General features: G+C 32.8%; 14 protein-coding genes. 5 read left to right on the plus strand and 9 right to left on the minus strand.

The genetic code is table 11. The features are described 5' to 3' along the window. Positions 1–37 precede the first annotated feature (37 nt). From NLJ00_RS00665 to NLJ00_RS00685, 5 genes are all read right to left on the minus strand, one after another. Positions 38–1,558: a PAS domain-containing sensor histidine kinase gene (locus NLJ00_RS00665; protein ID WP_053472794.1), complete on the minus strand. Its 1,521-nt coding sequence runs from the start codon at positions 1,556–1,558 to the stop codon at positions 38–40. Between the two features lie 143 nt (positions 1,559–1,701). After that, on the minus strand, positions 1,702–2,598 hold the full coding sequence (gene xerD / locus NLJ00_RS00670) for a site-specific tyrosine recombinase XerD (RefSeq protein ID WP_256637453.1): 897 nt from the start codon (positions 2,596–2,598) through the stop codon (positions 1,702–1,704). Positions 2,599–2,676: 78 nt separating this feature from the next. Then, positions 2,677–4,230 (minus strand): hypothetical protein, encoded by a 1,554-nt coding sequence (locus tag NLJ00_RS00675; protein ID WP_256635904.1) that lies wholly within the window; start codon positions 4,228–4,230, stop codon positions 2,677–2,679. 156 nt (positions 4,231–4,386) lie between these two features. Then, on the minus strand, positions 4,387–4,959 hold the full coding sequence (locus tag NLJ00_RS00680; RefSeq protein ID WP_256635905.1) for a porin family protein: 573 nt from the start codon (positions 4,957–4,959) through the stop codon (positions 4,387–4,389). Positions 4,960–5,151: 192 nt separating this feature from the next. After that, positions 5,152–5,712, minus strand: a complete 561-nt coding sequence (locus NLJ00_RS00685) for an outer membrane beta-barrel protein (RefSeq protein ID WP_256635906.1) — start codon at positions 5,710–5,712, stop codon at positions 5,152–5,154. A 280-nt stretch (positions 5,713–5,992) separates the two neighbouring features. Here NLJ00_RS00685 and NLJ00_RS00690 point away from each other — a divergent pair, with 280 nt between their 5' ends. From NLJ00_RS00690 to NLJ00_RS00700, 3 genes are all read left to right on the plus strand, one after another. After that, positions 5,993–6,553, plus strand: coding sequence for a porin family protein (locus tag NLJ00_RS00690; RefSeq protein WP_256635907.1), 561 nt, complete (start codon positions 5,993–5,995; stop codon positions 6,551–6,553). Between the two features lie 113 nt (positions 6,554–6,666). After that, the gene (aroQ, locus tag NLJ00_RS00695; protein ID WP_180857410.1) at positions 6,667–7,080 is read left to right on the plus strand and encodes a type II 3-dehydroquinate dehydratase; all 414 of its coding nucleotides are present in this window, start codon (positions 6,667–6,669) and stop codon (positions 7,078–7,080) included. A gap of 160 nt (positions 7,081–7,240) precedes the next feature. Beyond that, a complete protein-coding gene (locus NLJ00_RS00700) occupies positions 7,241–9,730 on the plus strand; it encodes a DUF5686 and carboxypeptidase regulatory-like domain-containing protein (protein WP_256635908.1) in 2,490 nt (829 codons plus the stop codon). A 384-nt stretch (positions 9,731–10,114) separates the two neighbouring features. Here NLJ00_RS00700 and NLJ00_RS00705 read toward each other — a convergent pair whose 3' ends face one another. The 4 genes from NLJ00_RS00705 to NLJ00_RS00720 form a co-directional block, all read right to left on the minus strand. After that, a complete protein-coding gene (locus NLJ00_RS00705; protein ID WP_256635909.1) occupies positions 10,115–10,990 on the minus strand; it encodes a cation diffusion facilitator family transporter in 876 nt (291 codons plus the stop codon). Between the two features lie 73 nt (positions 10,991–11,063). Continuing rightward, a complete protein-coding gene (gene murA / locus NLJ00_RS00710) occupies positions 11,064–12,377 on the minus strand; it encodes a UDP-N-acetylglucosamine 1-carboxyvinyltransferase (RefSeq protein WP_256635910.1) in 1,314 nt (437 codons plus the stop codon). 100 nt (positions 12,378–12,477) lie between these two features. Beyond that, positions 12,478–13,200: a DUF4290 domain-containing protein gene (locus tag NLJ00_RS00715; RefSeq protein WP_053472804.1), complete on the minus strand. Its 723-nt coding sequence runs from the start codon at positions 13,198–13,200 to the stop codon at positions 12,478–12,480. A 4-nt stretch (positions 13,201–13,204) separates the two neighbouring features. Further along, positions 13,205–13,501, minus strand: a complete 297-nt coding sequence (locus NLJ00_RS00720; RefSeq protein WP_053472805.1) for a DUF493 family protein — start codon at positions 13,499–13,501, stop codon at positions 13,205–13,207. Positions 13,502–13,762: 261 nt separating this feature from the next. Between NLJ00_RS00720 and NLJ00_RS00725 the strand changes: the two genes are divergently transcribed. Together NLJ00_RS00725 and NLJ00_RS00730 are read left to right on the plus strand one after the other, a co-directional pair. Beyond that, a complete protein-coding gene (locus NLJ00_RS00725; RefSeq protein ID WP_256635911.1) occupies positions 13,763–14,674 on the plus strand; it encodes an alpha/beta hydrolase family protein in 912 nt (303 codons plus the stop codon). 438 nt (positions 14,675–15,112) lie between these two features. Next, the gene (locus NLJ00_RS00730) at positions 15,113–15,646 is read left to right on the plus strand and encodes an AAA family ATPase (protein ID WP_256635912.1); all 534 of its coding nucleotides are present in this window, start codon (positions 15,113–15,115) and stop codon (positions 15,644–15,646) included. The last annotated feature ends 7 nt before the right edge of the window (positions 15,647–15,653 follow it).

A 15,653-nucleotide genomic window follows, 5' to 3' on the forward strand; every position in this document is an offset into this window, starting at 1 on the left:
ATTAAAAAGGCTGTCTTTGACAGCCTTTATTAATTATTTAGAGATCATTAAAAACGATTTTAAAGCTCGTCCCTACTCCAACTTCACTTTCTACAGAAACGGTTCCTTTCATCGCTTCTATTTGGTTTCTGGTAATATACAAGCCAATTCCGCGTGCTTCTTCATGTTTATGAAACGTTTTATACATTCCGAATAATAATTCACCGTAGACTTTTAAATCGATTCCTAAACCGTTATCTGTAATTTTTAAAGATTTATATCCTTCTGGCTCAATTCCAAAATCAAATACAATAAGCGGATCACGATCCGGATGTGCATATTTTATAGCATTTGTGGTAAAATTGAGCAAAACACTTTCAAGATAAGCCGGATTAAAATTAATGGTCAAGTATTGCGGAACATTATTTACAATTGTAACTTTTTTCTGTTTATCATACCCTTTTATAGTCGCGACCGTTTTCTCAATATATTCACAAAGTTTTAAAGGCTCTACAGCAATATTAATATTACTCTGCGTTTTTACAATTTGCGTTAAGTTAGAAATCGTTTCATTTAAATCATTTGAAACCGTACGAAGATGTTCCAGCATTTCACCAACAGTTGCTTTATCTCCATCTTCATCAATAAAATCTAAAATCGATTTTATGTTTCCTGCCTGTGTATTTAAATTATGCGAAACAATATGCGAAAAGTTTAACAACCGACTATTTTGGTCGCTGTACAATTTCATTGTTTTTAAAAGTTCCAGTTCTTTTTCCTTTTGAAGAGAAATGTCTGTGTGCGTTCCAATAACGCGTAATGGTTTACCGTTTTCATCCCGTTTTATGACTTTACCTCTATCCAGAATCCATTTATAATTACCGCTTGACGTCATTACACGATGGTAATTTTCATAATACGGAATCTTATTATCAAAATGTTCTTTAATGTCTGAGTAATATTTTGGAAGATCGTCAGGATGCACAATTTTATCCCAGCGTTCCGGGTCGTCAAAAATATCTGCCGATTCTAATTCTAAGATTTTTAAGGAGAGTGAAGAATAAAAAACATTATTCGTAACCATATCCCAATCCCAGATTCCCACTGTTGATGCATCAAGTGCAAACTGGAAACGTTCTTCAGAAATACGGAGTTTTTCTTCTTTGTCTTTTAAATCGGTAATATCAGAGATATGTCCAAAAAAACTAACTTTTCCATCGGAAGATAGTTCTGTTTTCGCAGAAACCCTAAACCAGCGCAGTCCTTTTTTGGGTAAAACAGACCTGAACTCTAATTCCCAAGGCACAATTTCTTTACGTGCTTTTACAAGGGACTGAAAAAATTTTTCCCTGTCCTGTTCAAAAACGCGTTCGTAAATAATGTGTTTAATATCGTCTGTAAATTCTTTGAAGGAAAGTTCAAAAATTTCATCAACTGATTTACTCACTAGAGGAAAAGTATAATGATTATGAGTATCTATAACAAATTGAAAAAGCAAATCTGGCATTTCGGCAAATAATTTTCTGTAAAAATTATTTACTTCCATGCAGTCTTCATTACTGTACAAATCAAAAATCATATGTCGCTATTTAAGTAAATAATATCTTACTGGATCTGAGTTAAAAAAATCCTCAAAATCCTTTTAATTTACTTCCCTTTGAATACAAATGTGATACCAAGTTATAACTTTTGGCGTAAAAAAACCAGACACTTCCCAAAAAATTACTTCCGCGGATGATACGAATGCATTACTTCTGTCAGGAAACTTCTGTCCAGATGTACATAAATTTCTGTTGTTGTAATAGACTCATGTCCCAGCATTAATTGAATAGATCTTAAATCGGCGCCATTTTCGAGTAAATGCGTTGCAAAGGAATGGCGTAAAGTATGCGGGCTTATATTTTTATTTAAACCAATTTTTACAGCCAAATCTTTTATAATCGTAAAAATCATGGCGCGCGTTAACTGGTTTCCTCTGCGGTTTAGAAACAAAGTATCTTCACAGCCTTTTTTAATATTGAGATGTACCCTAATCTCGTCCTGATAGATTTCAATATATTTTTTAGTTAATTTTCCAATGGGCACAAAACGTTCTTTATTTCCTTTTCCGGTAATTTTTATAAAACCTTCGTCAAAAAATAAATCTGATATTTTGAGCGAAACCAATTCAGAAACCCGAAGTCCACATCCATACAACGTTTCCAAAATAGCACGATTTCGTTCTCCTTCATTACTGCTTAAATCAATAGCTGCGATAAGTGCATCAATATCTTTTATGGATAATGTATCGGGAAGTTTTCGTCCGGTTTTGGGGCTTTCAATTAATTCAAGCGGGCTGTCATTTCTATAATCTTCAAAAACCAGATAATTAAAAAAACTTTTCAAACCCGAAATAATCCTCGCCTGCGAACGCGGATTTACTTCTTTTGAAACCGAATATATAAACTGCTGAATGGTTTCATCTTTAATTTTTATAGGCGAAACATCAATTTGATTGGTTTCTAAAAAAAGACATAACCGCTCAATATCAAAGCTGTAGTTTTCAATTGTATTTTTAGACAAACCTCTTTCTATTCGCAGATACGATTGATAGTCTTTTATATAATTGTTCCATTTCATATTTACAAAGTAAAACATTTTTGGGCATAAAAAAACCTTCCATTTCTGGAAGGTTTAATATATTGCTTATCATTGAATCTATTGAACCCTAGCCGGTTCAACTGTAATTGAATATAAACCAGAATTATATTCCCTAGTAGTGTAAGTACTTCCCGTAGTCCCTATAATAATATTATCTCCAAAATTCACAATAACATCACCTAGCAAATCATTTCCTTGTGTAAAAGTTCTTTGGATTGTACTAACCGAATTAACTTTTTGGCTAGTTCCATATTTAAGTCCAATTTTCACATAATCCTTATATCCTCCACTTACATCAACACCAAAATTAGAAGCAAATTCTACATTTCTAGATTCTGTCAAAATAGTCGTTTCCGTTAAATCTATTTCCTCAATATCAATTTTAATTGACGAAGCATATTGATCTAAATCCCAATTAAAAATTGGAATATTTAAATTCATTTGCTTCAAAGAATTAATTCTTAATTCATAAATGGTAATAGCTGGAAATCTTTTTTGAATGGCTACAAAACTATGATCAAATAGATCACTTCCAGTCGCATTAAAATACTTTATTATTTCGCTACCAACACCGTTTTTTCCATTAACAATAATTCTAACCTTAAACTCAAAATTTCCTCCCGTCCAACCAGTATTAAATTTATACACATCATTTACAGCATGACCACCTTCTGCAAGTTTAGGATCACCTGTTTGATCAGCAATTTTATTATAAGCCGCCCTAGGATCACCTTGTAAAGAAAATGTTTTTATCGATTCTTGAAAATTATATTTAAATGGTCCCTTAGGCGTCCCAGGAGTTATATCATAATAAACAAAATCTCTCTGCCATCCATCAGTATTAACATAAGTGTTATAGGCAGTAATTAATTTTGAATCTAAAGATGAAGTAGGAACTGTTCTTGCAGTTTGATTATTAATTTTCTTTGAACCATCAAAACAGTCATCCAAAAATTTATAATTTACTCCATTAATAACGGCAATACTATTAGTCTTAAGATTTTTGTTAGTAGAATTATTGCTAGAAATTATTCTTTCATTATCCTTTAAAACTATTACTGGAAATCCAGGAATATATTTCGCTTCAAGAACTTCCTCTGTACCATCTTGATTAATAAGTGGCACGTCATTACTTGTAGTAAGCCTTACTGCTACTTTAGGAACTTGATTATCTGTATCCCATAATTTAGCTGAAAAAGAGTTTTCTGGCAATTCAGGAACAAGGATTGTAAGCGTTGGGTTGTTTATTTCTATATCATTTAATAAATTTTCATTTTCTAAATTTTTAAGAATTAAATTTCTTACTGTAAGATTATTTTCTAGAGTTTCATTTTTAATCATTTGATACAAAACCTCATAATCATTGTCAAACATTTTTAAAGACTCATTTTTAATTAAATCTCGTAAAGCTTTACTTTCGTTCAGTGATTTGACAAGAGCTTTACCAAATTCTCTTTTTAAATTTGATTTTGAGTCATACAGATTATCTACTTTTAACTTATTAACTTCTGCACTTGACAAAGCTTCATTATTCTCATCGCGATTGTCACAACTTGAAAAAGAAAACACAGTAAAACCACTAATCAAAAACATTTTTAAAATTTTTTTCATAATATTTTTTTTATTCATTAATAATTTCACTAATATATAAATAAAATCTTATAAAAAAAACAATAAGCTTTAAATAATGAGAAATAAAAACTTACAATTTATACATAAAAAAACCTCCCACGATTGGAAGGTTTTTAAGTATTTTAAAAATTCAAATTAGAATTTATATGCGGCAGTTAAAGCTAAAACATTATTAGTGCGTCTTCTATCTAAATAAACATCAAAATCATCTTCATCATAGTCATAATTATCATCATAGATGTTAGACACCCCAATCGTATAACGAATACCTACAGAAAAATCTTTAGTAATATTATATCCAGCTCCTAAATTAAAACCTAAATCAACTGATTTTTCATTTTCAATATTTTTACTAGAAACTAAAAAACCAATTTGCGGACCTGCTTCAACAGTAAAAGCATCTGTAATATAATACTTAGCAAGTACCGGAACGTTTAAATAATCTAAGTTAACTGTAAAATCGTTTCCGATACCATAGTCGATTTTCGCACCTTGAGTAGAATATAAAAGCTCTGGCTGAATGAATAATTTTTTCCAAATATTTATTTCAGCGAAACCTCCTAATTGAAAACCAATTAATGCATCAGCACGATCTGCATTGCCAATTGTAGAGATATTTAGACCTCCTTTTACTCCAAATCTAGTTTGTTGTGCATTAGTAAATCCAAATGCCATTACTGCAATAGCAGCTAAAATAATTCTTTTCATAAAAGTTGTTTTGGGTTATTAATGATCAAATATAAAAATATTCTTCACAAATAACTGCTTGGATTTTAACAAAAAAAATAGTAATAAGCATACAAATTGTTAAGACAAGGTGAAATTGCTTTTAAATGAAAAGAAAAAAGCTTCCTCAAAAATGAGGAAGCTTTTTAAAAAACTAACTAAAAATATTTTCTTTTAGAATTTGTAAACAACTCCAAAACTTACATCTCTTAAATCTGTTCCAAGACCAAAAGTATTAGTTTTCTCTGCTCCATGACCACCGTTGTTGTCAACATAATAACCTAAACCAATCCAAGTAGCTTCGATAGCAAAATGATTAGACAAGAAATAGCTCATACCTAAACCAATGTTCCCACCAATTGTGTTTGATTTAAAATCACTAGGTTTTTCTTTTGAGTTCATGTAATCAAATCCAGCCTGACCATAAACTGAAAATTGAGAAGCTGGAGTAAAATAGTATCTACCGAAAGCTCCTACTGTAAAATCATTAGTTTTGTTGTCACCTTCTTTCGATGTACTAAAACCTAATTTTGCTCCAATGGCAATATTTTCAGTCACAAAATAACCAGCACTTGGGACAAGGGTAAAATCGCTTGATTTAAAATCCCCAGTTTTTTGAGAACCTACATTGAAAGCTCCTGAAACAAATACATCTCCTTTCGAGAAACCCGTTGTTTGCGCATTTGCAAATACAAATCCTAATACTGCAATAGCAGTTAAAATTACTTTTTTCATGTTTTTATTTTTTTAATTACAATCCAAAACTAAGATTATACTTACCAAAAAATAACCCCAAAAAGTAATTAAAGTATTAAAATAAGACAAAATGGATTTTCAAATAACCTATTAATTTTCAGTTCATTTGTACAAAAAACAATCATTTCAACAATATGAATTTGAAAAAATGTGAGAATTTTAATAAATTTATCATGCAGTATATAAAACAATAAAATCAAAATAATGTAGTTTTGAATTAAAAGAATAACATTTAAATACCAAACTAAAAACATTTTTTATGAAGAAAATACTTTTAGCAGCTGTATTGTTCGTTGCAACAACAGCTACAATCCAAGCGCAATTTGTACAAATCGGGGTTAAAGCCGGGGTTAACTTTGCTAACCAAACTGGAGGTTCAGACTTTGAAGGAATTTCTGTTGATAAAGAAGGAATTACAAGTTACCATGCAGGTCTTGTGGCAGAACTTAAATTATTAGAAAAATTCTCAATTCAGCCAGAGCTATTGTATACTACACAAGGAGCAACTTATAAAAATGCTTTTTCAGAATTTAAAAACGAAATGGGCTATATCGCTATTCCAGTAATGGCAAAAATCTATATGACTAAATCTCTTAGCCTTGAGCTTGGACCACAAGCATCATTTCTTGTTAGCAATAAAAAAGAATTTGATGCAGCAGATCCAAACACATTTGACTTTTCTCTTAATGCAGGTCTAGGATTAAAAGTAGTTGGAGGTCTTTTTGTTCAAGCTCGTTACGGAATAGGTTTAACAGAAGTTTCAAAAGAAGCTGACTTTAAAAACTCTGTATTCCAACTTTCAGCTGGATATATGTTCTAAAAAGAATATCACATACTTTTACAAAAACCGGTCTATTAATTAGATCGGTTTTTTTATTTTTACACAATTCAATTGCAATAGCAATATCAATATTTCAATAAATAATTTTAAATATGAAAATCTGCATTATCAACGGACCAAATTTGAATCTTTTAGGAAAACGTGAACCCGAAGTTTACGGAAGTCAGACTTTTGAAGATTATTTTGAAACGTTGAAACAAAAATTTCCAAACATTGAACTTTCGTATTACCAAAGTAATATTGAAGGAGAATTGATTGGAAAAATTCAGGATGTTGGTTTTTCATTTGATGGAATTATTCTAAACGCCGGAGCGTACACTCATACATCTATAGGTTTAGGCGATGCTATGAAAGCAGTTACAACTCCTGTTATCGAAGTGCATATTTCTAATACTTATGCCCGCGAAAGTTTCAGACATCAATCGTATTTATCTGGAAATGCAAAAGGTGTTATTTTAGGGTTTGGATTAAAAAGTTACGAATTGGCGATTCAGTCCTTTTTATAAGATATTATCATCTTGAGCGAAGTCGAAGCGCTTATAGCGTGCGAGGGGCTTCGACTTCGCTCAACCTGACAAACGACTTTGATTTTCCCTATTACAATTTAACAAATTATTAATAAGCTCATTTTCAACTTATTTTATTTTTGTGAGAGAAACTACTTTCATGAAAAACTATATTTTATTCGCCTTTTTATTTTTTTCGATTTCCAATTTTGCCCAGATCAAAGGAACTATAACCGATGAAAAAGGGAATCCGCTGCCGTTTGTTTCTATTTTTGAAGAGAATACCTATCGCGGAACTACTTCAAACGAACAAGGACAATATCAATTGCAGGTAAAAGAAATTGGTAAAAACAGAATCGTTTTTCAATATTTGGGATTTAAAACTCAAAAAATAACGGTTTCGGGAGATTCAAAAACAGTAACTTTAGATATTAAAATGCAGGAAGAAAGTTTTGCATTAAACGAAGTAGTTATTGATCCTAAAAACAATCCGGCAAACGCCATCATTAAAAATGCGATTGCAAACAGAAAAGAAAACTCTGAAAAAACAGCTCGATTTACTGCCGATTTTTATTCGAAAGGAATTTTAAAAGTAAAAGATTTACCTAAAAAAATATTAGGTCAAAAAGTAGATCTTGGTCCGGATTTATCTTCTAATTTAGATTCAACCGGAACTGGAATTTTATATTTATCCGAAACTATTTCAAAAGTTTCTTATCAAAAACCAGATAAATTAAAGGAAACTATAATTGCCTCTAAAATTTCCGGAAACAATAAAGGTTTCAGCTATAATACTGCCGCTTTATCAACTTATGATTTCTACGACAATACGTTAGAATTTGATGTAAACCTCATCTCTCCTATTGCTAATAACGCTTTCAGCTATTATAAATACAAACTGGAAGGAACTTTTTATGATGATAATAAACAGCAGATTTACAAAATTAAAGTAATTCCAAAACGAGATAAAGAACCTGTTTTTGAAGGTTATATTTACATTGTCGATGATAGTTTTGCCATTTATGCCGTTGATTTCGACATTAAAGGCTACCGAATGAAAAATGAATTTACTGAAGTAATGAATTTAAAACAAAGCTTTAGTTACAATGTAAAAAACAAAATCTGGTCAAAAAATGCACAGACGCTTTCGTTTAATGCGGGTGGCCTTGGAATAAAATTTTCAGGTCAGTTTAATTATGTTTATTCTAATTATGAATTTCCGGAATCGTTTGCCAAGAAAACTTTTGGAAACGAAATCGTAGCTTTTGATTTGAATGCCAATAAAAAAGATGATTCATTTTGGAATGAAATTCGTCCGATTCCGTTAACACTCGAAGAAAGTACAGATTACACCAAAAAAGACAGTTTACAAGTTATCAGAAAATCTAAAAAATATACTGATTCTATTGATGCAAAAGAGAATAAATTTAAAATTTTAGATATTCTTGGTGGTTACGATTATAAAAACACGTTTAAGAAATACTCTTTTAAATTTGACGGTTTACTAAGTCCAACTTCTTTAAGTTTTAATACAGTTCAGGGATTTAATCTGGGAACTGGATTTTCATTTAAAAAATGGAATGAAGAAAAAGGAAAAAGCACTTCCATAAGTACAGATTTCAATTATGGTTTTTCTGATGAACGTCTGCGTGTTATTGGCGAATTCAGCCACCGATTTAATACGATTAATTACGCGACAATTTCAGCTTCGGGAGGAACAAAAACAGAACAATTTAATAGCGCTGAGCCTATTAGCAAATTGATCAATTCTGTAAGTTCGTTGTTTTTTAAAGACAATTACATGAAGTTGTACAATTTGGAATTTGCTCAAATTAACTATGCACAAGATATTGCAAACGGATTAAATTTAAACGCAAGGGTAGCTTACGAACAAAGAAAACCTCTTTTTAATACAACCGATTATTCGTTCTTTAAAAGGGATGATATTTATTCGTCAAATAATCCGCTTGCGCCGAATGACTTCAACACACCTGCTTTTGATCAGCATCATTTAATGAAGGCTAATTTGACGGCCAGAATTAATTTTGGAAACAAATATATTTCAAGACCTGACGGAAGATATAATTTTAAAGATGAAAAATATCCAACTGTATTTTTAGCTTTTGAAAAGGCACTTGCCGCAAGCGAAAAAAAATACGAGTTTGAAAGAATTGGCGCTTCTGTTCAATATGATTTAAAATTAAACAACAAAGGCCTTTTAGGAATGAATTTCAGAGCAGGTAAATTCTTTAATGCCGAAAATATTTCTTTTATTGATTACAGACATTTTAACGGAAACCAAACCCACATTGGCACCAGCGATCGTTATTTGAATGTTTTCAACTTAATGCCATATTATGACAATAGTACAAACGACAGTTATTTTGAAATGCATTTAGAACACAATGATATGGGATTTGTAACGAATAAAATTCCGCTTTTGAATCTTTTAAAATCAACAATGAATCTTGGTTTTCATTCGCTGGCAATTCCGGATCGTAAACCGTATACTGAATTTACAGTTGGTTTAGATAATCTAGGTTTCGGGAAATTTAAATTATTCAGGGTTGATTATGTACATTCTTACCAAGGCGGAATTCAGCAAAATGGTGTTGTGTTTGGGCTGAAGATTTTGAATATTTTGAATTAAGGTGCAGAGTTGCAAAGGTCCAAAGGAACAAAGGTTTTGTGCAGCGTGAATACTTTGCGAAGTTCTCGACTTCGCTCGAACTGACAAGCTGTGTCTATAATTTGAGTTAAACCATAAAAATTCTAATTACCTGAGTTTGCGTTAGGGATGGAAGCGGCATTCTTTTTATTTTTTCTTTAAAAATAAAAAGATACAGCGGACAGCCCGGCCGAAGGTAACGCCCATAAAAAAATCCGTTTACTCTCTTGAAGAATAAACGGATTTTTTCAAAGTTTTGAAGATTTTTGCGCGGGCTTCGACTTCGCTCAGCCTGACAAAAATAAGATTAGATCCCTAAAGAAAACTTAGAATCTTAGCATCTCAGAACCTTAGTCACTTAAAATCTCAATGATAATCATCTGGTTCAATATGAATCAGAACATTTCCCAGCTGCGGAATTTTTTCTTTTAAAGTATCTTGCAATTTATGAGATAAATCATGTCCTTTTTTTACCGAAATTTCAGCTGATACAATGGCGTGAAGATCGACGTGATAACGCATTCCGGCTTTTCTGATGAAACATTTTTCTGTTCCGAGGATTCCGGGTACTGTCAGCGATTTTACACGAATTTCTTCTACTAAATCATCGTTCATGTTTTCATCCATGATTTCGCCAAGTGCAGGTCTGAAAATTTTATAACAGTTATATAGAATAAAAAAAGCAGCAAAAAGAGCTGCCCAGTCATCTGCAGATTCATAACCTTTTCCCATAATCAGTGCAATCGAAATTCCGATAAATGCTGCAACTGAAGTTATAGCATCACTACGATGGTGCCAGGCGTCGGCGGCAAGAGACGAACTATTGGTTTCCCTGCTTCGTTTCATGACTAAACGATACGAATACTCTTTCCAAAGAATTATAGCCCCTAAAACATATAATGTCCAGGATTTTGGTAAATCATGCGACGATTGAATATTGGCAATACTTTCGTACCCAATAATGGTAGCCGAAGTAATTAAAAACCCAACAACCAAAAAGGTAATTAAAGGTTCTGCACGGCCGTGACCGTAAGGATGATTTTCATCTGCCGGTTTATTAGAATATTTGATTCCGAATAAGACCAAACAGGACGAAAATATGTCTGCTGTTGACTCAATTGCATCTGCAATCAAGGCGTATGAATTGCCAAAAAAACCTGCCAAACCTTTTATCAAGGCCAAGCAGGTGTTTCCGACTATACTAAAAATAGTAGCTTTTATAGCTTTTTTTTCATCTGTCATTATAGAAAATTATTTTTTCGCCACGAATTATTTTTGATATTCTTTGAAGAATCAAATTCGTGGCAAATAATTTTTATGCTCTTACAATTTTTGCTCCAATAGCTCTTAAACGCTCGTCGATACGCTCGTATCCACGGTCAATTTGTTCGATATTTTGAATTGTACTTGTTCCTTTTGCAGAAAGCGCCGCAATCAATAATGAAATTCCTGCACGAATATCAGGAGAAGACATTGTAGTTGCTTTTAATTGAGATTCAAAATTATGTCCCATAACCACAGCTCTATGCGGGTCACATAACATGATTTTTGCTCCCATGTCAATTAATTTATCCACGAAAAACAAACGGCTTTCGAACATTTTTTGGTGAATTAAAACATCGCCTTTTGCCTGTGTTGCCACAACCAAAACGATACTCAACAAGTCAGGTGTAAATCCTGGCCAAGGCGCATCGGCAATAGTTAAGATAGATCCGTCGATGTCTGTTTTTACTTCATATCCGTCTTTGTGAGCCGGAATGTAAATATCGTCGTTACGTTTTTCAATAGTAATTCCTAATTTTCTAAATGTATTTGGGATCAAACCTAAATTTTCCCAGCTTACATTTTTAATCGTGATTTCGCTTTTTGTCATAGCCGCAAGACCAATCCAAGAACCAATTTCGATCATATCAGGAAGGATTCTGTGCTCACATCCACCAAGGCTTTCAACACCTTCGATAGTTAATAAGTTAGAACCAACTCCAGTGATTTTAGCTCCCATAGAGTTCAACATTTTGCATAATTGCTGTAAGTATGGTTCGCAAGCCGCGTTATAAACTGTAGTTTTACCTTTTGCTAAAACCGCAGCCATTACAATGTTTGCTGTTCCGGTTACAGAAGCTTCATCAAGAAGCATATCTGTTCCTTGCAGTCCTTCTGCTGGAGATTCAACTCCGTAAAAGTGATCTTCTCTGTTGTATCTGAATTTTGCTCCAAGGTTAATAAAACCTTCAAAGTGAGTATCTAATCTACGACGGCCAATTTTATCTCCTCCCGGTTTTGGAATATATCCTTTTCCGAAACGAGCCAAAAGCGGTCCAACAATCATAATAGAACCACGAAGCGCTCCACCTTCTTTTTTGAAAGCTTCTGTTTCTAAATATCCAACATTAACCTCATCGGCCTGAAACGTAATCGAACCCGGTTCATTGCGTTGGATTTTAACACCTAAATTACCCAGCAAAGTGATTAATTTATTGATGTCTATAATATCAGGAATGTTATTAATTCTTACTTTCTCTCCTGTTAGAAGCACGGCACATAAAATTTGTAATGCCTCATTTTTTGCTCCTTGCGGAGTGATTTCTCCTTTTAAAGGAGTTCCTCCTTCGATTTTAAAAATTCCCATAGATCTTGTTTAGGTTCTTCTTTTTAAGATTCTAAGATTCTGAGATTCTAAGACTCTAAGAAAAAACTTAGCAGCTTAGTATCTTAGCAACTTAGAGACTTTACTTCTGATTATTGTTTTTTTGAAAAGTTTTAGGTTTACCGCCTTTATTATTGTTTTTGTTATTTTGAATTTTAGGCTGCCCTGCAGGTGCGATTTTGTTTGACACACGTTTGTTTGTACGCATTAAATCTGTTGTGTTCAACAGTTCTTCTGTACTGTGCAGCAAGTTTATTTTTCCTCCAGACAATTCATATAAGTGTTCAAAAATAACATCGTCTTTTACTGTGTCTTTGTTCCAGCTCAAAAATGATTTTTTCATGTGGTTGGCAATTACCATAACCAATGCATTTTTCATTTCGCCATCTTCCCATTTATTGGCAACATCAATCATGTATTTGATATTGTTTCCGTAAAATCTGTATTTTGGAAAATTCTGAGGGTATTGTAAAACATCTGGTTTTAACTGCAGTACATCTCTTGAAGGAATTGGGTACGGAGACTCAACATTCAATTTAAAATCAGACATAATAAAAAGCTGATCCCATAATTTATGCTGAAAATCCGGCACATCACGCAAATGCGGATTTAAGCTTCCCATAACCTGAATGATATATTTCGCAGCTTTGTTGCGTGTTTCATCATCTTCGATTGCAGTAGCCTGATCGATCAGTTTTTGTAAATGACGACCGTACTCCGGAATAATCAAACGTTGTCTTTCAGAATTATATTCTAAATTATACACAACGTCATTTGCGACTTCTTTTTTATATTTTTCGACCATAAGTTTATAATGAAACTATACCTTCTATTGTAGAAACTTCTTTGTATTTACCAATCACCTCATCAGAGCTATTCATGGTAACATCTACAGAAACACTGGTAAATTTACCGGTTTTTGATTTTGTTGTTTTAATAACCGCGCCCATTCTGTCAAAAGCTTTTTCAACACGTTCAACATTATCGCCTACAGAAGGCACAATGAATTTGTACAAATATTCTGCTGGCCAAGTATTTGCGTTGTCTAATTCGACTTTTAATCTTTCGAAAAATTCGGCGGTATTTTTTTCTTTATCGTTCTCCATTCGTAATTAAAAATAAACGCAAATATACGGTTTTGATTTCAGATTTCAGATTTTAGATTTTAGATTTTTTTCATTGGAGAAGCTGTAGATTTTTTGCCACGAATTTCACTAATTTACACTAATTATATTGGCGTGAATATCTTCCTCAATTTTGCTGGCTTTTGATTAATTTTAAAATTAAAATTCGTGTAATTCGTGGCAAACCTTTATATTTGAAATACTTTGCGAATCTGCGACTTTGCGAGATTAAAACCCATTATAATGAAAAAAATCCTTTTATTTTTTATAGCACTTATATTCAACAATATTGAGGCACAAGAAGTCAAAACTTTAACTTATTTCCAAAACGACACTTTAAAACTGGATTTAGATTTATATCTGCCAAAGAAAAAGTCTAACGAAAAAATTCCGCTTATTATGTTTGCCTTTGGCGGCGGATTTTCTGGCGGAGAACGTACGAGCGAAAAAAACTTCGGAATGTTTATGTCCGAAAACGGTTATGCGGTTGCCAGCATTTCATACAGTTTATATATGAAAGGAAAAGATTTTGGCTGCAAGGGAACTTTAACGGAAAAGATAAAAGCGATTCAAATTGGTGTGAGCGATATGTGGCAGGCTACTTCTTTTTTAATCGAAAATGCTGATAAATATAATCTCGATTCTTCTAAAATCTTTATTTCGGGAATTAGTGCCGGGGCAGAAATTGGTTTTCACGCTTCGTTTTGGGATTATAAATTAATGAATTTATACAAAAGCAATTTGCCGGAAAACTTTAAATATACTGGATTTATTGGAGGTTCGGGCGCCATTCAGGATATCAATTTGATTACAAAAGAAAAAGCAATTCCGATGTTATTGGCACATGGCAGCAATGACGATACTGTTCCTTATAGTGCTGGCTCCCATCGCTCCTGCCCGACAAATGCTTCAGGCTGGTTAATTTTATTTGGATCCTATGCGGTTTACAATCATATGCAGGATTTACATAAAGATGTTGAACTGATTACTTTTTGTGGCGGCGGACATGAATTCTCCGGTTACCTTTTTCATGACGGTCAACAATATGTTCTGGATTTTGTGAATGATGTTTTGAAAGGAAAAAAAATTGAATCGCATTTGATTGTGCCTTCTAAAAAAGGAAAAGGTTCTGGGAAATATTTGTTTTGTGATTAAAAAATTTAATCACACCATAATAATCAACATTATAAACTGGACTGAAGTCCAGCCCTACAATATTTGGCGAGCCTATGGCTCTCTTACGAATTAGTTCTTAAGGAACGACCCATATTGTAGAGCTGGACTTTAGTTACCACAATATTTAAGAAACCCAAAACTCTTTTCACAATTCAGTTCCGAAGGAACGATCCATACTGTAGAGCTGGACTTCAATCCAGCTACCACAATATTTAACAAATCCACAAATCTTTTCACAATTTAGTTCCGAAGGAACGATCCATATTGTAGAGCTGGACTTCAGTCCAGTTTACAGCGATATTTCCCTCTTGCAAAAGGAGTTCGTTTTTTATAAAAATGCTAAATTATTCGCTCTTGATAAATATTCTTTTTAAATACGAATAAGTTTAGGTAAATTTGCGCTTTATTTTTAGAATAGTGCAAAAACAAATCATAGTTCTCATTGGCGGTCCTGGTACAGGAAAATCTACGCTTATAAACGAATTAGTCGCTCGTGGCTATTGTTGTTACCCTGAAATTTCCAGAGAAGTTACACTCGAAGCCCAAAAAAGAGGCGTTGAACAATTGTTTCTGGAGCAGCCTTTATTATTTAGCGAAATGCTTTTAGAAGGACGTATTCAGCAATTTGAAAATGCCCAAAAAGAACCCGATACTATCGTTTTTATAGATCGTGGTATTCCTGATGTTGTGGCTTATATGGATTATATTGGCGATGAATATCCGGAAGATTTTATAAAAGCATGCGAGAATTATAAATATTATAAAACTTTTATTTTACCGCCTTGGGAAGAAATTTATCAGAGCGACACAGAGCGATATGAAAATTTTGAACAGGCACTTACCATTCAGAAACACTTAATTGAAACGTACAAAAAATACGGTTACAATTTAATTGAGGTTCCGAAAGATACGGTTGAAAACAGAATTCTTTATATCTTAGACAAAATTTAGCAGCCGG

The sequence above is a fragment of the Flavobacterium panici genome (genome assembly GCF_024499525.1).
Classification (GTDB): Bacteria; Bacteroidota; Bacteroidia; order Flavobacteriales; family Flavobacteriaceae; genus Flavobacterium; species Flavobacterium panici.